The organism is Mycobacterium sp. IS-1264, assembly GCF_001954195.1.
Classification (GTDB): Bacteria; Actinomycetota; Actinomycetes; order Mycobacteriales; family Mycobacteriaceae; genus Mycobacterium.
This window is the reverse complement of the sequence record NZ_MBES01000062.1, coordinates 31,869-50,356: the sequence shown is the minus strand read 5'-3', so window position 1 is coordinate 50,356 and position 18,488 is coordinate 31,869. Positions and strand designations below refer to the sequence as shown.

The 18,488-nt window shown below is 68.5% G+C and carries 15 protein-coding genes; 4 read left to right on the top strand and 11 right to left on the bottom strand.

Annotated elements, in window-relative coordinates; translation table 11 throughout:
* Positions 1-3: 3 nt before the first annotated feature.
* The 6 genes from treZ to A5744_RS13975 all read right to left on the bottom strand — a co-directional run bounded on the left by treZ (position 4) and on the right by A5744_RS13975 (position 10,193).
* Positions 4-1,758: a malto-oligosyltrehalose trehalohydrolase gene (treZ, locus tag A5744_RS14000; RefSeq protein WP_076061933.1), complete on the bottom strand. Its 1,755-nt coding sequence runs from the start codon at positions 1,756-1,758 to the stop codon at positions 4-6.
* A complete protein-coding gene (gene treY, locus A5744_RS13995; protein WP_076061932.1) occupies positions 1,751-4,048 on the bottom strand; it encodes a malto-oligosyltrehalose synthase in 2,298 nt (765 codons plus the stop codon). The genes treZ and treY overlap by 8 nt, the downstream gene beginning before the upstream one ends.
* A 3-nt stretch (positions 4,049-4,051) precedes the next feature.
* The gene (glgX, locus tag A5744_RS13990; RefSeq protein WP_076061930.1) at positions 4,052-6,256 is read right to left on the bottom strand and encodes a glycogen debranching protein GlgX; all 2,205 of its coding nucleotides are present in this window, start codon (positions 6,254-6,256) and stop codon (positions 4,052-4,054) included.
* A 37-nt stretch (positions 6,257-6,293) separates the two neighbouring features.
* Positions 6,294-8,465 (bottom strand): acyltransferase family protein, encoded by a 2,172-nt coding sequence (locus A5744_RS13985; RefSeq protein WP_076061929.1) that lies wholly within the window; start codon positions 8,463-8,465, stop codon positions 6,294-6,296.
* 81 nt (positions 8,466-8,546) lie between these two features.
* The gene (gene ripD / locus A5744_RS13980) at positions 8,547-9,383 is read right to left on the bottom strand and encodes an NlpC/P60 family peptidoglycan-binding protein RipD (RefSeq protein ID WP_076061927.1); all 837 of its coding nucleotides are present in this window, start codon (positions 9,381-9,383) and stop codon (positions 8,547-8,549) included.
* Positions 9,384-9,686: 303 nt separating this feature from the next.
* Positions 9,687-10,193, bottom strand: coding sequence for a hypothetical protein (locus A5744_RS13975; protein ID WP_240563039.1), 507 nt, complete (start codon positions 10,191-10,193; stop codon positions 9,687-9,689).
* A 62-nt stretch (positions 10,194-10,255) separates the two neighbouring features.
* On the opposite strand from A5744_RS13975, the gene A5744_RS13970 reads away from it, so the two are divergent.
* Positions 10,256-11,560: an adenosylmethionine--8-amino-7-oxononanoate transaminase gene (locus A5744_RS13970; RefSeq protein ID WP_076061925.1), complete on the top strand. Its 1,305-nt coding sequence runs from the start codon at positions 10,256-10,258 to the stop codon at positions 11,558-11,560.
* Between the two features lie 9 nt (positions 11,561-11,569).
* Here the strand turns inward: A5744_RS13970 and A5744_RS13965 are convergent, their stop codons facing one another.
* On the bottom strand, positions 11,570-11,998 hold the full coding sequence (locus A5744_RS13965) for a hypothetical protein (protein ID WP_139331346.1): 429 nt from the start codon (positions 11,996-11,998) through the stop codon (positions 11,570-11,572).
* A 166-nt stretch (positions 11,999-12,164) separates the two neighbouring features.
* On the opposite strand from A5744_RS13965, the gene A5744_RS13960 reads away from it, so the two are divergent.
* The 3 genes from A5744_RS13960 to A5744_RS13950 are packed head-to-tail and all read left to right on the top strand — an operon-like array spanning position 12,165 to position 14,511.
* Positions 12,165-13,325 (top strand): 8-amino-7-oxononanoate synthase, encoded by a 1,161-nt coding sequence (locus A5744_RS13960; RefSeq protein WP_076061922.1) that lies wholly within the window; start codon positions 12,165-12,167, stop codon positions 13,323-13,325.
* Complete coding sequence (bioD, locus tag A5744_RS13955; RefSeq protein ID WP_076061920.1) at positions 13,322-14,002, top strand: dethiobiotin synthase; 681 nt, start codon at positions 13,322-13,324, stop codon at positions 14,000-14,002. The genes A5744_RS13960 and bioD overlap by 4 nt, the downstream gene beginning before the upstream one ends.
* Positions 14,002-14,511, top strand: coding sequence for a 2'-5' RNA ligase family protein (locus tag A5744_RS13950; protein WP_076061918.1), 510 nt, complete (start codon positions 14,002-14,004; stop codon positions 14,509-14,511). Before bioD ends, A5744_RS13950 begins: the two co-directional genes overlap by 1 nt.
* A gap of 5 nt (positions 14,512-14,516) precedes the next feature.
* On the opposite strand, the gene A5744_RS13945 is transcribed toward A5744_RS13950, so the two are convergent.
* The 4 genes from A5744_RS13945 to A5744_RS13930 all read right to left on the bottom strand — a co-directional run bounded on the left by A5744_RS13945 (position 14,517) and on the right by A5744_RS13930 (position 18,385).
* Entirely contained in the window at positions 14,517-15,869 is a 1,353-nt protein-coding gene (locus A5744_RS13945) for a hypothetical protein (RefSeq protein ID WP_076061917.1), read from the bottom strand.
* Entirely contained in the window at positions 15,866-16,243 is a 378-nt protein-coding gene (locus tag A5744_RS13940) for a hypothetical protein (RefSeq protein ID WP_076061915.1), read from the bottom strand. The genes A5744_RS13945 and A5744_RS13940 overlap by 4 nt, the downstream gene beginning before the upstream one ends.
* Positions 16,244-16,247: 4 nt before the next feature.
* Positions 16,248-18,092 carry a hypothetical protein gene (locus tag A5744_RS13935; protein WP_240563038.1) on the bottom strand — a complete coding sequence of 615 codons (1,845 nt, stop codon included), beginning with the start codon at positions 18,090-18,092 and terminating at the stop codon, positions 16,248-16,250.
* A 107-nt stretch (positions 18,093-18,199) separates the two neighbouring features.
* Positions 18,200-18,385, bottom strand: a complete 186-nt coding sequence (locus tag A5744_RS13930) for a hypothetical protein (protein WP_076061913.1) — start codon at positions 18,383-18,385, stop codon at positions 18,200-18,202.
* Between the last annotated feature and the right edge of the window lie 103 nt (positions 18,386-18,488).

Below are 18,488 nucleotides of genomic sequence, written 5' to 3'. Positions count from 1 at the left end.
CGGCTACCCGGCGACCCGCAGAATGGCAAACGAATGCGCCGGCAGCTCTGTGGTTTCCCCACCGACCGTCGGCTCACCCCACGCCAGCACGACGTCACCGGTGAGCGGTACTGTCACCGGCTCGGCGCCCAGGTTGCATGCGATGCGTAACCGGCCGCGGCGCAACACAATCCAGGCCTGCTCCTCGTCGTAGTCGACGGCGAGGTGATCCAGCCAGGGATCGGCCAGGTCGGGCTCGGTGCGGCGCAGGGCGATCAGGTCGCGATAGAGGCGCAGCAAGCGGGCATGCTCGCCGGAGCCGGCCTCGTCCCAATTCACCTTCGAGCGCAGAAACGTCTGCGGGTCCTGGGGGTCGGGTATCTCCCCTTTCGTCGAGGCGTCCCAGCCGTGCTCCGCGAACTCGGCTTTACGGCCCTCCGCGGTGGCCCGGGCCAGCTCCGGTTCGGGGTGTGAACTGAAAAACTGGAACGGCGTCGACGCGCCCCATTCCTCGCCCATGAAAAGCATTGCGGTGTAGGGAGACCCGAGCACCAGGGCCGCCTTGATGGCCAGCTGGCCGCCGGTGAGTCGCTGTGACGGGCGATCGCCGAGCGCGCGGTTGCCCACCTGATCGTGGGTGCAGGTATAGGCGAGCAGCCTGGTCGCGGGGATGCCGGACGCCTCAGAGGTGTCCAGCGGCCGCCCGTGGCGGCGCCGGCGGAACGACGAGTAGGTGCCGGCGTGGAAGTACCCGTGGCGCAGGGTTTTCGCCAGCGTGGCCAGCGAGCCGAAGTCGGCGTAGTAGCCCTGCCGCTCACCGGATACCGCGGTGTGGATCGCATGGTGGATATCGTCATCCCATTGCGCGGTGATGCCGTATCCGTTGCGGTCGCGGGGCGTGATCAGGCGCGGGTCGTTGAGATCGCTTTCGGCGACGAGCGACAGGGGGCGGCCCAGCTGCCTTGCCAGCCAGTCGGTTTCGGTGGCGAGTTCCTCGAGGATATGGACGGCCGTGGTGTCCACCAGCGCGTGCACCGCGTCGAGCCGCAGGCCGTCGGCATGGAAGTCGCGCATCCAGCGCAGCGCGCATCCGATGATGTAGCGGCGCACCTCGTCGGAGTCGGCGTCGGCGATGTTGATGCCTTCTCCCCACGGGTTGCTCGCGGACGAGAGGTAGGGGCCGAAGCGGGGCAGGTAGTTGCCCGACGGGCCGAAGTGGTTGAACACCGCGTCGATCAACACCCCCAGACCGCGGGCATGGCAGGCGTCGACGAAGCGCACCAGGCCGTCGGGCCCGCCGTAGGGTTCGTGCACGCTGTACCACAACACGCCGTCGTAGCCCCAGCCGTGCGTGCCGGCAAAGGAATTAACGGGCATCAGCTCGACGAAGTCGACACCGAGATCGGCGAGGTAGTCCAGCCTTTCGACGGCGGAGTCGAAGGTGCCGTCGCGGGTGAAGGTGCCGAGGTGCAGCTCGTAGATCACCGCGCCTTCAACGGAACGGCCGGGCCAGGCGTCGTCGGTCCAGGCCGCGGCCGAAGCGTCCCACAGCTGAGAGCGTGCGTGCACCCCGTCCGGTTGGCGAGGGGATCGCGGGTCGGGCAGGACGGTTGGGTCGTCGTCGAGCACGAATCCGTACCTGGCGTCCGGCGCGGTATCGACCGACGTGTGCCACCAGCCGTCACCCGAGCGCGTCATCGCATGCGCCTCGCCGTCTGGGCCGTTTAGGTCGAGGCGCACCTCCTTCGGTGTGGGCGCCCAGACGCGGAATTCAGTCATGATGGCGCTCCAGCAGGACGACGGGCAGGTCCGCGAACAATTCGGCGGCCGACGTCGGGCCGTCTGTAACGGCGCCGGTAAGCCTGTCGGTCCATGTCCCATCGGGCAGCGGCAGCACGGTGTTGCCCCAACCTTTTTCGGCCAGCCGCACGGTCCAGCGGGTCACTGCGACCAGAATGTCCTCGCCCCGGCGGAAGGCCAGCACGTGCTCGTTGGCATCCCCGTCGGCCAGGACTGGAATGTATCGGCCGCCGACAAAGCTGTCGGGACGGGAACGCCGCAGCCGAAGCGCCGTGGTGACGACGCGCATCTTCGGGTGCCGCAACTCTCTCAGCGCGTCCCTGCGGGCTGCGTAGTCGACCGCGCGGCGGTTGTCCGGATCCACCAGGCTGTCGTCCCACAGCTCGGTGCCCTGGTAGATGTCGGGGACGCCGGACGCCGTCAGGGCGAGCAGCTTCTGACCCAGTGCGTCACTCGCGGCGTGCGGATTGAGTTGGGCGACAAGCTCGGTCAGCGCGGGCGCCACGGGCCCGTCGAGCACGGTGTCCAGCCAGCGGTGCACCGCCTCCTCGAAGGCGGGGTCCGGCTCGTTCCACGAGGTGTGCAGGCCGGCCTCCCGGATCGCCTTCTCGGCGTACCCGTGCAGCCGACCGCGCAGCTCGTCGGTGACCTCGCCGCTCACCGGCCAGACGCCGAAGATGTTCTGCCACAGGAATCGTCCGGTCGTGGGATCCGGGGAGGGGGCCTCGATTTCCCAGCGGGCAAGGAACTCGGTCCACAGCGACGGCACCTGCGAGAGCACGCCGATGCGGGCCCGCACGTCCTCGCCGCGCTTGGTGTCGTGAGTGGTCAGCGTGGTCATCGCGCACGGCCACATCCTGGCGCGGGTGGCGGCGCGGTGGTGGAATTCGGCGGTGCTCACGCCGAACCGGCGCGGCTCGCCGCCCACCTCGTTCAGCGACACCAGCCGGGCGTCGCGGTAGAACAGGCAGTCCTCGCTGGCCTTGGCGGTCACCGCGCCGCACAGCTGCTGCAGGCGGGTGGCGGGTTCGCCGCCAGCGGCCAGCGCGGCGGCGATCACCTGCAGCGCTGGCCCCAATTGCGGTGCCGCCGCCTGGGTTTCGGCCAGCGCGGTGGGCAGGACCGCGGCCAGGCCGGGGTAATCGCAGCGGTACACCCCGATGTGGCTGAGCAGGCTAGCCACCGCCTCGGGCAGCAGCGGATGATCGGTTCCGGCCGCGGCCGCGATGGACCGCCGCAGCCTATCCAGTTCGCTGGCCAGGGTGTCGGTGGCCGCATGGATCTTGAGGTCGCGCAACAGTTCCGGCATCGCGCGATAGTCGGTGCCGGCCGATTCGACCAGCGCGGTCAGAGCAGGCACTCCGGCCGGGTCGATGAAGACCCCGCCCACCTCACGCAGGGCGTCGTAGCCGGTGGTGCCGGCCACCGGCAGCGTGGGCTCCAGCGCCTCGTCGACGGCGAGAATCTTTTCGATCACGATCCAGGCGTCCGGCCCGACGAGGTCGCGCAGCCACGCCAAATATCCACACGGATCGGACAATCCGTCGGGATGGTCGATGCGCACGCCGTCGACCAGACCCTCGCCGAACCAGCGGGCGACTTCGGCGTGGCTGGCGTCGAATACCGCGCGGTCTTCCTGCCGCAGCCCGGCCAGCGACGTGATCGAAAAGAAGCGGCGATACCCGCAGACCCCGTTTCGCCAGCCCACCAACCGGTAGTTCTGACGATCGTGCACCTCCGGTCCGGTGCCCTCCCCGGTGCCGGGAGCGATGGGCAAGGCTAGCTCGCCAAGCCGCAGCAGCTCCCCGTCGACGGTCAGGTCGCCGGCGTCCTCGTCGGAACCCAACAGCGGCAAGACGATTCGCCCGTCACCTACGTCCCAGTCGATGTCGAAGAATGCCGCGTACGGCGAGGACCGGCCGTGCCGCAGCACGTCCCACCACCACGGGTTCTGCTCGGGTCTGTCGATACCGACGTGGTTGGGCACGATGTCGACGACCAGGCCCATGCCGCGCGTGCGGGCCGCCGCCGACAGCCGCGCCAGGCCCTCGGGGCCGCCCAGTTCCGGCGACACGGTCGTCGGGTCGGTGACGTCGTATCCATGGCTGGACCCGCGGGCCGCGGTCAAGATGGGCGATAGGTACAGATGCGAGACGCCGAGGTCGTCGAGGTAATCCAGCAGGTTCTCGGCGTCGGCGAAGGTGAACCCGAATCCGCTGGACTCACCACGCAGCTGTAACCGGTAGGTCGCCCGGACCGGAAAAGCCATGCGTCAGGCGGTCTTACGCAGGATCAGCAACGAGCGGGCCGGCACTTCGAACTTCTCTTCGGCCGCCACAACCGAATCGGCGTCGCCGGCGGGGTGGTTGGTGTCCAGTTCGACGGTCCACTCGCGCGCATAGTCGTCGTGCGGGGCGACGAACTCCACGTAGTCGTCGTGGGCGTTGAAGCACAACAGAAACGAATCATCGACCACGTGCTCGCCGCGGGCATCGGGCGCGGCGATGGCGTCGCCGTTGAGAAACACCGCCACACAGCGATGGTGGAAGCTCTTGTCCCAATCCTCGTGGGTCATCTCCCGCCCGCCCGGTGTCAGCCAGGCGATATCGCGAACCTCGTCGCCGGTTCGGATCAGCTCGCCCTCGAAGAACCGGCGCCGGCGGAACACCGGATGGTCCTTGCGCAGCCCGGTGGCCTTGCGCGCGAACGCCAGCAGGTCGGCGTTCTTGTCGACCAAAGACCAATCCATCCAAGACAATTCGGAGTCCTGGCAGTAGACGTTGTTGTTGCCGTTCTGCGACCGCCCGATCTCATCGCCGTGGGCTATCATCGGCGTGCCCTGGCTGACCATCAGGGTGGCCCAGAAATTGCGCATCTGGCGGCAACGCAGCTCGACGATCTCCGGGTCGTCGGTGGGGCCCTCGACGCCGCAGTTCCACGATCGGTTGTGGCTTTCCCCGTCGCGATTGTCTTCGCCGTTGGCCTCGTTGTGCTTCTCGTTGTAGGACACCAGGTCGTTGAGCGTGAATCCGTCGTGGGCGGTGACGAAATTGATGCTCGCGCTGGGGCGCCGGCCGGTGACTTCGTAGAGGTCCGACGACCCGGTCAGCCGCGAGGCGAACTCGCCGAGGGTCGCGGGCTCGCCCCGCCAGTAGTCACGCACAGTATCCCGGTACTTCCCGTTCCACTCGGTCCACAAACCCGGGAAGTTGCCGACCTGATAGCCGCCCTCGCCGACGTCCCACGGCTCGGCGATCAGCTTGACCTGGCTGACGATCGGATCCTGTTGCACCAGATCGAAAAACGCGCTCAGCCGGTCCACATCGTGCAGCTCGCGGGCCAGCGTGGAGGCCAGGTCGAACCGGAACCCGTCGACGTGCATCTCGGTCACCCAGTAGCGCAGCGAGTCCATGATCAGCTGAAGCACATGCGGATGACGGGCGTTGAGGCTGTTGCCGGTGCCGGTGAAGTCCTTGTACAACCGCAGGTCCTCGTCGACCAGCCGGTAGTAGGCCGCGTTGTCGATGCCGCGGAAGTTGATGGTCGGCCCCAGGTGGTTGCCTTCGGCGGTGTGGTTGTAGACCACGTCGAGAATGACCTCGATGCCGGCTTCGTGCAGGCTGCGCACCATCGTTTTGAACTCGGCGACGCTGGCGTCGCGGTTTGACGCGTACTGGTTGTGCGGGGCGAAGAACCCGAACGTGTTGTAGCCCCAGTAGTTTCGCAGCCCGAGGTCCAGCAGCCGCGAGTCGTGCATGAATTGGTGAACCGGCATCAGTTCCAGCGCCGTCACATTCAGCGATTTGAGGTGGTCGATGACCACCGGGTGGGCCAGCCCGGCATACGTGCCCCGAAGCCCCTCGGGGACACCGGGATGGGTCTGCGTCATGCCCTTGACATGGGCCTCGTAGATGACCGTTTCGTGATACGGGGTGAGCGGCGCCCGGTCGGAACCCCAGTCGAAGAAGGGATTGCTCACCACGCTGGTCATGGTGTGGCCGAGCGAGTCGACCATGGGCGGCGTGCCGGTGTCGACCCCGTTGGTGTCCGGGTCGACCGCGCTCATGTCATACGAGTACAGCGCCTGGCCGAACCTGAAATCACCGTGGAAAGCCTTCCCGTACGGGTCGAGCAGCAACTTGCTCGGGTCGCACCGGTGGCCGGCGGCCGGATCGAATGGCCCGTACACGCGAAAGCCGTAGCGCTGGCCCGGGGTGATGTTCGGCAGATACGCGTGCCAGACGTATCCGTCGACCTCGTCGAGGGCGATGCGCGACTCGCCGCCGTTGGCGTCGATCAGACACAGCTCGACCTTGTCGGCGATTTCGGAAAACAGCGAAAAGTTAGTTCCCGCGCCGTCATAGGCGGCCCCGAGCGGGTAGGCATTGCCCGGCCACACGGTGGGCAAGGTGGGTGCGGACTCTTCCGTATCGGGTTCCGCGACGCCCGAAGTCGCGGGTGGTTTGTTCGACGGCATCCCTCGACCTTATCCGCGCCGGCTGGGTGCGGCTGCCTCACCACCAACCGGTGTTCGCCGCGATCTGCCGGCCCAGTTCGTGGGCCATCGTCCGCATGTAGGTGGGGGTGATGTGGTGAGCGCCGTGGTAAATCAGCACGTTTCCTTCCACCGGGCGGCAGACATCGGCGCGGCATATCGCGTCCGACATGTCGAGCACCTTGAGCAGCGGGAACTGCTCGACGAAATCGAGGGTCTGGTTGTGCTCGGCCAGCGCATCGGAACGTTTGACCGCGCATGACTGCCCGTTGCCGCCCTTTTTGGCCAGGCAATCCGCCGGATCGAACGGTTGGCCGTTCTTGACGAGCCAGGGGGTGTCACGGATACCGAGGATCGGAATGTTGTTGTCGGACAACGTTTGCCAGATTCCGATGTAGGTGGCGGGCATCACATCGCCGGTTTTGATGTTCCACGGCCGCGTCGTCGTGGTGAACACGTAGTCGGGACGGTCGGTGATCAGCTTGCTCATCGTGCGTTGGACCCATTCGCGGCACTGCGGGTAGGGCGCGTTGTTGCCCATGATCAAGGGGACTTCTTCGGTGGACAACGGGCAGCCCATCTTCAGATAGGTCACGACCTTGAAGTGGTGCGCGTGGCCGAGCACATCCAGCGCCGGCAGCCAATGTTCGGCATGGGACCCGCCGGCCAGGGCGATGGTTCGGGTGGCCGCGACGTCGCCGTAAGTGCAGTTGACCACCGCGGGGTTGACGAAGTCACTGATGCACCCGTCCCTGGTGGAGACCGGGAGGTCTTGCTTGACCTCCAAGACCGTAGGCCGCATCGGCAGCGCCGCCACCCGCACGTGTTCGGTGAGGGCGCGGGCGCCGGGGTAGTCCTGCGGGTTGAGCACGCTCAGTTCCTTGCCCGCGGCGCGCAGCACGGTGACGTGCTGACGCCACGTGAACGACGTCGCCGTGAGCGTGACGGCCAACAGCACCACCGCGGACCCCAGCGCGATCGTCGGCCGGCCGAACCGCGCCGGCCAGGGGAGCGCCGGGGCCGTGCTGGCTTGCCTGCCGTTCGTCGTCCGATACCGCAGCGGATCCTCCACGAGCCGCGTGGTCAGGTGTGCCAGCACCCCGGACACCAGCAATATGGCCGCGCCTTCCACGAAGCCCGCGTGCTTGTGGCCGGTATAGGACAGCCAGAAGATGAGCAGCGGCCAGTGCCACAGGTACAGCGAGTACGCCATCGCACCCAGGGCAACCAGCGGCCCCGCCGCCAGCAGCCGATTCGGCAGCGGCATCCGGCCCTCGGGCCGGCCGTGCAGGTTGGCCCCGGCGAGGATCATCAGCATGGTGGCCCCGACCGGGACCAGCGCCCACGGGCCGGGAAATTCTCTGACGCCGTCGATCAGGGCCCCGCACGACACGACGGCCGCCAGCGCGACGGCGGCGACGGCGGTGCGCAGCCACATCGGCCAGCGGACGTAGGGCACCAGCGCCCCGAGGAGCGCGCCCAGCAGCAGCTCCCACGCCCGCGCGAAGCTGTCGTAGTAGGCGATCGATTGGTTGTCCAGATGCGCGACGATCGCGTACCCGAACGAGGCCACCGTCAGCACGGTCAGCAGCACGATGAACAAGGTCCGTAAGTGCGCGCCCAGCCGGCGCCTGAACAGGTAGGCGCACCCGGCCACCAGCAACAGGAAGGCGATGTAGAACTGGCCCTGAACCGACATCGACCAGATGTGCTGCAACGGGCTGACGGCTTCACCGGCTCGCAGGTAATCCGACGCGGTGTTGGCCAGCTCCCAGTTCTGGTAGTAGCCGAGGCTGGCCAGGCTCTGGTCGGCGAAGGTCTCCCAGCGGGTTTGCGGTTGCACCAGGATGGTCAGCAGCGCGCACCCGGCCAGGACGACGACCAACGCGGGAACCAGCCGGCGGACCAGCCGGGTCACTTCCGCTATCGGTGACAGCGAAACGGCCGGATCGAGCGCGGCGCGGAGAATCTTGCCGCCGAAGAAGAAACCGGACAGGGCCAGGAACACGTCCACGCCGCCGGAGACCCGCCCGAACCAGATGTGAAACATCGCGACGAGCGCGATCGCAATGCCGCGCAGCCCGTCGAGGTCGTAGCGATAAAAGCCCGACCCTGCCACAGCCCCGGGCGCCCTGGCAGCGACCGGATTCGCGGTGGCGATCGGCGGCGGAGGCGGTGGCAGGGTCGGCATGGTCGATCGCTAATTTACCGAAAACGCCACCCGCTCCTCAGTGCGAGGAAGCGGGTGGCGGCTGGTCGGGCGGCTGAGGGGTTATCGCACGGTACCGACCTGGGGTTGCCACGGTGCCTGCTGCACCGGCGCTTGCTGAACCGGCACCTGCTGCGTCGGAACCTGCTGCAAGGGGGCCTGCTGCGTCGGAACCTGCTGCAACGGGGCCTGGCCGGGCAGCTGCTGCGTCGGCGACTGCTGCAACGGGGCCTGCCCGGGCGCCTGCTGTGTCGGAACCTGCTGCGCGGGCAGCTGCTGCGTCGGAACCTGCTGGCCCGGGGTTTGCTGGGCCGGAACCTGCTGCGCCGGCACCTGCTGGGGCGTCTGCTGGACCGGCGCTTGCTGCAGCGGCGCCTGCGGGCCCGCCTGGGTTCCGAGGACACGCACCAGGTACGGGGTCATGCCGTTGCTGCGCACGGGCGAAACCTGGACGACGTCACCCACCTCGAGCATCTGGTTGTTCCCCAGGTACATCGCGACGCTCTGCGTGCCCTCCGGGCCGTAGAAGATCATGTCGCCCTTGCGTGCCTGCGACGGCAGGACCTTCTGGCCGACCCGGTAGATCGCGCCGGAGGAACGCGGCAGCTTGATCCCGGCACCCGCGTAGGCGTACTGCATCAGGCCCGAGGCGTCGAATCCGACGGTGTTGATGCCGGTGCCGGTGCCGCGGCTCGGGCCGTTGACGCCGCCGCCCGCCCACGAGTACGGCACGCCGCGCTGCGACAGACCACGCTGGACCACGATGTCGGTGACCTGCTGGTAGTCCATCTGCCGGGCGCCGGGGTCGGCGGCTGCCGGGCCGGCGGTGGCCAGCGCGGCGGTGGCCATCGGGGCCAGCAGCACGGCCAGGCCGATGGCGAAGGAGTAGATGCGTTTCATCGGAGTGCAACCTCTCTGGGCTCGCTCGGGTCGATGGCGACGACCACCACGCCGGGGTCGACCGCCGCCTGATGACTCGGAACGTGAATCAGTCGGTCGCCCGTTGAATCACACCAGTCACTACAGACACTTTTACAACAGAAGTTGCATGCGGAAAATAGCTGGTGAGCCCCACGCGGGATTATTTGTCGGACCGTGACCGGACGGTGACTGGCGCGTCGAATCCCGCGAGCGCCGTTGTGATTTCGGTCTCATATAGGTGCGCGGCCGCAAGGTTCGCCAAACGCAACCGCCGCCTCGCGCTCAGTGCCAATAACGCTGGCTGAAGATCGTGATCATCGAGGCGGCCGTCGAGCTGACTATGAGAATGCCGAGGGCCAAAACCGGCCAGAAGGACATGTACCAGCCCTTCAAGAGGGAAACGACGGGGCCGATCACGGCCGCGGCCACCGCCGCGCCGATCCCGCCCCACACCAGCGGATAGATGTACATGTCGATGCCATAGGGAACCAGCCCACACGTCTCATCAGTGCACACCTCTGCCAGGAACCCGTAGAGCTTCGATGGCCAAGTTGTCGCCGCGGCCATGACGACGAGCAGCGTCAGTAGCACCACCGTGCAGATCAGGTCCCAGACGGCTACCCGCAGCCGAATGACCCGCGGCTTCTCCTCGGGCGCGAGGTCCGAGACGTAGGGCACCGGCCGGAAGTCGTCTGAATCGGCCGCAACCGGCGGGGAGTCGTCCGCGCCGGAGCGCATCGACGAGGAATCGCCGCGGTGCGGGTCGTTGAACGGGTAGGGCAGCGCCATGCCGATAGATGCTTCCCCATGGTCGGGGTTTGCGCGAACCGACTGCTTTACGCTCGGTCTCTATGCCTGCGGCGAGGGCCGGGTTGACGCCCGAGCAAATCAGTGCGATCGACGCCGCGCACCTGTGGCACCCCTACAGCACCATCGGCAGCGAGGCGGTCGCGCCCGTGGTGGCCGTCGGCGCCCGCGGCGCCTGGCTGAAGCTGGTCAGGGCCGGCACCCCGATCGACGTGCTGGACGCGATGAGCTCGTGGTGGACGGCGATTCACGGGCACGGCCATCCGGTGCTGGATGCGGCGCTGGCCGCGCAGCTGGGGACCATGAACCACGTCATGTTCGGCGGGCTGACCCACGAGCCCGCGGCCCGGCTGGCGCAGCTGCTGGTGCAGATCACCCCGGCGGGACTGGAGACGGTTTTCTTCAGTGACTCGGGGTCGGTGTCGGTGGAGGTCGCGGTCAAGATGGCGCTGCAGTACTGGCGCAGCCGCGGCCGGCCAGGAAAGCACCGGCTGATGACCTGGCGCGGCGGGTACCACGGCGACACGTTCACGCCGATGAGCGTCTGCGACCCGGACGGTGGCATGCACTCGCTGTGGACCGACGTCCTGGCCCGGCAGGTGTTCGCCCCGCAGGTGCCACGCGAGCACGACCCCGCCTACAGCGCGGCGTTCGAGGAACAGCTGGCCTCCCACGCCGCCGAACTCGCGGCCGTCATCGTCGAACCCGTCGTGCAGGGTGCCGGTGGGATGCGCTTCCACGACCCCCGCTACCTGCGCGACCTGCGCGACATCTGCGACCGCCACGACGTCCTGCTCATTTTCGACGAGATCGCGACCGGCTTCGGGCGCACCGGCGAGCTCTTCGCCGCCGACCATGCCGGGGTGAGCCCGGACATCATGTGCGTCGGCAAGGCGCTCACCGGCGGCTACGTCAGCCTGGCCGCCACCCTGTGCACCACCGACATCGCCCATACCATCAGCTCAGGCGAGGCCGGCGCGCTGATGCATGGGCCCACCTTCATGGCCAACCCGCTGGCCTGCGCGGTGTCGGTGGCCAGCGTCGAGGTGCTGCTCGGCCAGGACTGGCGGCCGCGGATCGCCGAAATCGCCGGCGGGCTGGCCGACGGCCTCGAACCCGCCCGCGCGCTGCCCGGCGTGACCGACGTCCGGGTGTGCGGCGCCATCGGGGTCATCGAGTGCCAGCGAACCGTCGACCTGTCCGTCGCCACCCCCGCGGCGCTCGACCACGGCGTCTGGTTGCGCCCGTTCCGCAACCTGGTTTATGCCATGCCGCCCTACATCTGTTCAGCCGACGAGATCGCGCGAATCACCTCGGCGATGGTCGAGGTCGCGCGCCTGGTGGGCTGAAACCCCGCGTCAGGCCTGCCGCAGTTGGATGTTGTCGGTGACCTGAAACCCCGCCGGATCGCCGCATTCCGGCGCGTCGGCGGTCGTCTGGACGGTGCCGGCCAGGGTGCTCGGGTTCCACGTGTAGTGCGCTGAGAGAGCGTTGGGGACCTGGCTGCCGTCCGGGCACATTGCGGTCTCGCCTGCGACGTCAAGCGTCCATTGGCCGCCGACCAACTTCGCCTGCCCAAAGGCCTTGGCGCCTTTGCGAGCCACCGAGGCGCAACCGTCACCGCAGGAAGAGAAGTACCAGTTGTCGGTCGTGCTTCGGTCGTTCGCGGCGGTTTCGGTTTCGATGTAGTGGCCGCTCAGTTCGGGAGCGGCGAAAGCCGGAGCCGCTGCCCCGACAGCGACGGCGGCGACGGCCGCAGCTACGGCCAAACTGCGTGTGACAGTCATCATCTCTGACCCCTCCTTAGCAACATCCCGGAGCCACATCCCGGAGCAACATCCCGGCACCCTAAGCTCCCCAGCCCCCAAAAAAGTTAACAAAACATGACTAAAGGGATCACCTGAGCGACGGCCGTGGTCGCTCGCCTCGTCGGCTCTCGTAGGCTCTAGGTCTATGAACGCCGCCCAGCAGGCATCGATCGAGGTTTCCCCGCTGGCCTGGCTGGAGACGGTGGAGACCCAGCGCCGCGAGGCCGGGCTGCGCCGTTCGCTGCGGCCGCGGCCGGCCGTCGCGACCGAGCTGGACCTCGCATCGAACGACTACCTGGGGCTCTCGCAGCATCCCGACGTCATCGAGGGCGGCGTGCAGGCGCTGCGCATGTGGGGCGCCGGCGCCACGGGCTCGCGCCTGGTCACCGGCGACACCGAACTGCACCAGCAATTCGAGGCCGAGCTCGCTGAGTATGTCGGCGCCGCAACGGGTTTGCTGTTCTCATCGGGATACACCGCCAATCTCGGGGCCGTGGTCGGCCTGTCCGGCCCCGGTTCGCTGCTGGTTTCCGACGCGTACTCGCACGCGTCCCTGGTCGATGCGTGCCGGCTGTCGCGCGCCCGGGTGGTGGTCACCCCGCACCGCGACCTCGGCGCGGTGGACGCGGCGCTGGGTTCACGGGGCGAGGAACGCGCCGTCGTCATCACCGACTCGGTGTTCAGCGCCGACGGTGCGCTCGCGCCCCTGCGGGAGCTGCACGACGTGTGCCGGCGACACCGCGCGTTGCTCATCGTCGACGAAGCGCACGGCCTGGGTGTGCGTGGCGGTGGGCGCGGGCTGCTGCACGAGCTCGGGCTCGCGGGCGCGCCCGACGTCGTGATGACCACCACGCTGTCCAAGGCGCTCGGCAGCCAGGGCGGGGCAGTCCTGGGCCCGGTGCAGGTGCGGGCCCATCTGATCGATGCCGCCCGACCATTCATCTTCGACACCGGCCTGGCCCCCGCGGCGGTGGGTGCCGCGCGGGCGGCGCTGCAAATCCTGCGGTCCGAGCCGTGGCGGCCGCAGGCGGTGCTGCGGCACGCCGGCACGTTGGCCGGGATCTGCGCGGTACCCGACGTGCCGCAGTCGGCGGTGGTGTCGGTGATCCTGGGCGATCCGGAGGTGGCGCTGGCCGCCGCGACGGCCTGCCTGGATGCCGGCGTGAAGGTGGGCTGCTTCCGGCCCCCGACGGTGCCCGCCGGGACGTCGCGGCTGCGGCTGACCGCGCGCGCGTCGCTTGATGACGCCGAACTCGAGATCGCGCGCCGGGTGCTGACGGATGTGCTTGCCGTGGCGCGCCGTTGACCGTTCTGGTCGTTACCGGCACCGGCACGGGGGTCGGTAAGACGGTCGTCACCGCGGCGCTGGCGTCTCATGCGCGTCAGGCCGGCATCGACGTGGCCGTGTGTAAGCCCGTCCAGACCGGCACCGAGTGCGGCGACGACGACCTCGCGGACGTGGCCCGGCTGTCCGGGGTGAGCGAACTCGCCGGGCTGGCGCGCTACCCACGGCCCCTGGCGCCGGCCGCGGCGGCCGAGCAGGCGGGGATGGCCCTACCCACCCGCGAGGAGGTGCTGCGGGTTATCGGCGATCTGGATCGCCCGGGGCGGCTGACCCTGGTCGAGGGTGCGGGCGGGCTGCTGGTCGAACTCGCCGACGGCGGCGTCACCCTGCGCGATCTCGCCGTCGACCTGGGCGCCGCGGCGCTGGTCGCGGTGACCGCGGAGCTGGGCACCCTCAACCACACCGCGCTCACCGTGGAAGCGCTTGCCGCGCATGGTGTTTCGTGCTCCGGTTTGGTGATCGGCAGCTGGCCGGCGCGGCCCGGGCCCGCGGAGACGTCGAACCGGCCCGCGCTGACCAGCCTCGCCCCGGTACGGGCGGCGCTGCCCGCGGGCGCAGGCTCGATGCACGCCGCGGAATTCGCGGCGCTGAGCAAGGCGGCGTTCGACCGCGACTGGGTAGCCACACTGGTCGGCTGATGGTCCACTCGATCGAGCTGGTCTTCGACGACGACACCGAGGCGGTGGTCCGCCGCATCTGGGCCGACCTGGCGGGCGCCGGCATCCCCAGCCAGGCGCCGGCCAGTCGCCCGCATGTGACGCTGGCCGTCGCCGAGCGCGTTGCCGTCGACGTCGACGAGCTGCTGCGGCCGCTGACCGAGCGGCTCCCGCTGGTCGCGGCGATCGGCGCGCCGGTGCTGTTCGGCCGGGCGGACGTCGTGTTCGCGCGCCTGGTGGTGCCGACGACCGAGCTGTTGACGCTGCACGCCGAGGTGCATCGGCTCTGCGGTCCGCATCTGGTGCCCGCGCCGATGCCCAACAGCCTGCCCGGCCAGTGGACCGCGCACGTCACGCTGGCCCGCCGGGTCGGCGGGGGCCAGCTCGGGCGGGCGCTCCGCATCGCGGGCCGGCCGTCGCAGATCGACGGGCGATTCGCGGGCCTACGGCGTTGGGACGGGACCAAGCGCGCCGAGCACCTGATCGGCTGACGCGGCTATCCGCCGAACAGCAGGTACAGGCCGGTGAAGGTGTAGCTGACCATGACCAGCATCATGGTCAGCTGCCCGGTGAGCTGATGGCCGGCGGGCAGCAGCCGAAGCGCCTTGTCGTGCGCGGCGATCACCGCCACGATGTGGCCCGTCACCACGCACGCCACCTTGACGCCGGCCAGCACCGACGGATGCGTCGACAACACATAGGCGACGTGAGAGTGCGCCAGCCCCAACGGATTCCATCCGCGACCGAACGGATCGGCGAGGGCGATGACGGCTTGCTGTCCTCTCTCCACGAGGTAGGACAGATAGTGCGCGAAGATGTAGCCCACCACGATCGGGATCAGCGAATGCGCCATCCGGCCGGGCAGCGCGCGGCGCTGCTCGCGGTCGACCCCACCGGTGGCCCGGGCCGCGAGCGAAAAGGTAAGTGCGACAACCGAAACGAACACCAGCAGGCCGATCGTCCGCAAGATCGACGACGACAGGGTCGGCGGCACGCCGTGGGCGAGGCCGGCAACCCGGTCGGCGAAGCCGCGCCATGTCGGCGACGACGAGTAACTGTCGAACGCCGTCGACCCCAGCAGCACCGCCAGCATCGCGACGACACCTGGGCGCACGGGCAGGGACGGCAGATGGTCGAACGGGTTGCCGACGACGATCTTTCCGGTCGCCGGCGAGCGGCGAAACGGTGAAAGCCGCGACACCGCCATGCTGTACACGCCGAACGGGTCGACGCGGGCCAGAAAGCGCTGGCCGCACAGCCACGCCCCGCCCAGCAACACCACGACATAGACCAGCAGCCACGCCTTCACCCACGGCAGCGAGGCCGAGTTCGGGCTCGCCAATTCCAGCCAGACGAAGGCGAACAGGCCGGCCGCCGCGGGGCGGTAGCCCCAGCTTTCGGGATAGGTCAGCCGCGGCCGACCCAGTCGCTGCGGCGCGCCGCGTCGTAGCAGCAGGTACACCGTGCGCACCGGCGAGATCACCCGCCACACCGGGCCGAACGCCAGGGACAGCGCGACCAGTCCCACCCACAGCAGCACGTAAAACGCCCCCAGCAGGCCGTTGGCCTGCGTCTGCGTACCGCACACACCCGCCAGCACCGCCCAGACCGCGAAGGCCAGCGCCACGGCCGCAGCCGTCCAGCGCGTCGCGCGGGCGTCGACCAACGTGGTCAGCGCGGCCGGCAGGGCGCGGCCGGGCGCGTCGGGGTCAAACCTCGGTTTCCGCCACGCGAACGCGACCACGGCGAAGGTGAACGTCAAGGCCCATGCCGCACCGACCATCGCGTAGGCGTAGGGGACCGGGAGATCGCTCGACCCACCCAGGCCGTGTGCCAGCAGCACCGTCACGGTTGAACTTGAATGGTCGCGATCGTGCGGTCCAGGTGGTGTAGCTCGACTTCGACTTTGCCAGGGACGTCGACGCTCAATTGAAATGTCTGATTCGGTGCGGCCGCGACCTGGAACTTGTGGTCGGGCTCCGAGTGCACATGCAGCTCGTCGGCGACATCGCTGGTGACGTGAAAGGTGATCTGCTGCTTGACCTTTGCCTGCAGCGTGGCGTTGGTCGGAGTGACTTGGCCGTTCGCGATCGTGACGTTGATGTCCAAGCCGGCGGCCGGCGGCGGGCTCGGCGACTTACCGCCGCAGGCAACCAGGCCGCATAGCAACGCCGACACCCCCGCCACCGCCCACGCCGAAATGAGGGCGTTACGAAACGTCATCGCGTCACGCCGCTCGCGGAGCGCCGGGCACGGACTGCTTCTCCTCGACCGGCTCCGGCTCACCCGTCGCGTAGCCGAGGCGACCGGCGCCCCACGTCAGGGCGGTGATAACCATCAGCGTGAAGAAGAGCACCACGATCCCGCCGGCGGTGAACAGCCACGTCGGGGCACCCTGGTCGCGTTCGCGCTGCAGGATGGTGACCTCCAGGACGAACGGCCGCGTGCTCGACGCCAGGGCGGGGACCTCGGGCGCCGGGATGGCATCGTCGGCCGGCTCGTAGATCGGCACCGCCGTCAGCGTGTAGCCGTCCTGCACCCGCAGCAGCGTCTTCCAGGATCCCCACGCCGGAACCGGCTGGGTGGACCGGTAGTGACCGGGTCCGACCTTGGCGAGCCGGTCGATCATCAGGCCGCGGTTATTCTCCATCCGCCCCTGCCAGGACAGGATCGACAGCCAGTCCGGGTTGTCGCTGACGAACGGGGGCGTGAGCTGCACGTCGGCAGTCACCATGCGCTGCCCCGGGGGGCTGGGCTGGTCCGTCAGCGCGACGGTGGCGGTGTTTTGGCGCGGCACATTGATGTGCAGCCCGTTGGCCACCGCACCGCCGATCACCACCACCGTCAACGCGACGACGGTGATGCCGATCCGCCGGCTTGGGAGGCGCTGGCCGGTGAGCACCATTCCGAACAGCGCCCCGCAGATTCCGGTCAGCACCGCCACGGGCACCGACATCGCCAGCGCCTCGCCCCATATCTTCGTCGGCCAGGGGTAGGGGTAGACCGCTCCGATCCACAGGGACTCCAGCCACAGCCCGATGGTCGCCACGGCCAGGCCGGAGACGGCACCAAAAGCGATGGGGCGCTTGAACAGTGGCGTCAGCGCGAGGAGCTCGACCACCACCGCGGGGCCGAGATAGAGCGGGAACCAGTTGATCGGCGCGCCCAGGATGGGCCCAACCAGCAGGGCCACCCCGCCCCGCAGTGCGATCGCGAACAATGCCGCCACGACCGCGGCTCCCCGTCCCATCGTGACGCGCGCGGCAACCGCCGCAAGCGCGGCGGCCGCGGCGATCAGCATCGGCTGAAACACCAGGCGGAACTGCGGGACCCCGAAGTCGAACTCGATTTGGTAGACCGACAGGCCGATGAACAATCCTCCGAAGGACAGGTAGCGCAGCAACGTGATGAAGGGGCCGTGGTAGACCTCCCCGGCCTCTTGGGCCTCGCCCTCGCGCTCCAGCATCAGCACCGCGAAGAGCGAAAAGCAGGCGCCGCCGATCATCATCAAATGAGTTGGGCCCCAAAGGGTTACATCCTGACCAAAGATCCGGTGCCAGATATCGTCGAGCGGGAATCCGATCATCGCGTACAACCCGCAGCCGGCCATCAGCACGCCGCCCACCGGCGCGTACCAGTTCTCCGTGATGCGCACCGCCGCCGGGCCGGGCTTACTGAACGGCAGCACCACCGCAAGCATGCCGCCCACGAAGATTCCGAACAGGCCGATGATGATGAAGTAGTGCGCCGGGTTGGCCAGCGGGCCGGGGTCGCGGCCATTGCCGATGTGCCAGCTGACGTCCCAGATGAACCCGAACAGGGCGCAGATGATCGATGTGGTGAACACCAGGACCGGCAGGGCCACCCAGTTGGGCCGGTGGAACTTCTCGCCCATCCGGTCGGCCGCCCGGGTCAGCCATTCGATGCGATGGGTGCGATGCGCATGCCCTATCCACAGCATGGCCACCGCTATCACCACCGCGGCGATCGACAGCCCGATCACCTGGTTCAGCCCCGCACCGCGCGCCGGTGCCTCGGCAACAATCGTCAATTCCGTCGCGTTCATCGTCATGCCCTCCCAACCACGCCGGGCCGTCCCGGGAGAAATTGATCCGACGACCGCTTCTTACTTGAAGGTAAGTTCGCGATCGTGTTGGTAATGCCCAGATTGAGGGGCCGTCAATCACGCTTTTTGTCGGCGGGGTCAGATCGCGGAGCGGAATCGCCAGGAGTGCGACGTCCGGCGCGGCGATCGCGCAGCGCGACGTAGAGGACCACCCCCACGACGATCACCGCCGGCAGAAACGCCGGGACGGCGAGCAAAAGCATATGGTGCGCCATGTAGACGACGTGCGTGGCAGTCATGGTGGTCGTATACCCCGGGGGTTCGCATGTACGGCGGCCGTTACCCTACTTTGAACACCTTTCATTCGGGCTGCCGCCGCGAGGCTGGCAGACGTGTCCTGAC

Coding starts and splice junctions, on each gene's coding strand:
- A5744_RS13935 (WP_240563038.1), bottom strand. CDS start 18,092: ATGACGATGAACGCGACGGAATTGACGATTGTTGCCGAGGCACCGGCG.
- treZ (WP_076061933.1), bottom strand. CDS start 1,758: ATGACTGAATTCCGCGTCTGGGCGCCCACACCGAAGGAGGTGCGCCTC.
- A5744_RS13960 (WP_076061922.1), top strand. CDS start 12,165: ATGAACGCCGCCCAGCAGGCATCGATCGAGGTTTCCCCGCTGGCCTGG.
- ripD (WP_076061927.1), bottom strand. CDS start 9,383: ATGAAACGCATCTACTCCTTCGCCATCGGCCTGGCCGTGCTGCTGGCC.
- A5744_RS13965 (WP_139331346.1), bottom strand. CDS start 11,998: ATGACTGTCACACGCAGTTTGGCCGTAGCTGCGGCCGTCGCCGCCGTC.
- A5744_RS13950 (WP_076061918.1), top strand. CDS start 14,002: ATGGTCCACTCGATCGAGCTGGTCTTCGACGACGACACCGAGGCGGTG.
- A5744_RS13970 (WP_076061925.1), top strand. CDS start 10,256: ATGCCTGCGGCGAGGGCCGGGTTGACGCCCGAGCAAATCAGTGCGATC.
- A5744_RS13940 (WP_076061915.1), bottom strand. CDS start 16,243: ATGACGTTTCGTAACGCCCTCATTTCGGCGTGGGCGGTGGCGGGGGTG.
- treY (WP_076061932.1), bottom strand. CDS start 4,048: ATGGCTTTTCCGGTCCGGGCGACCTACCGGTTACAGCTGCGTGGTGAG.
- A5744_RS13985 (WP_076061929.1), bottom strand. CDS start 8,465: ATGCCGACCCTGCCACCGCCTCCGCCGCCGATCGCCACCGCGAATCCG.
- glgX (WP_076061930.1), bottom strand. CDS start 6,256: ATGCCGTCGAACAAACCACCCGCGACTTCGGGCGTCGCGGAACCCGAT.
- A5744_RS13975 (WP_240563039.1), bottom strand. CDS start 10,193: ATGGCGCTGCCCTACCCGTTCAACGACCCGCACCGCGGCGATTCCTCG.
- A5744_RS13930 (WP_076061913.1), bottom strand. CDS start 18,385: ATGACTGCCACGCACGTCGTCTACATGGCGCACCATATGCTTTTGCTC.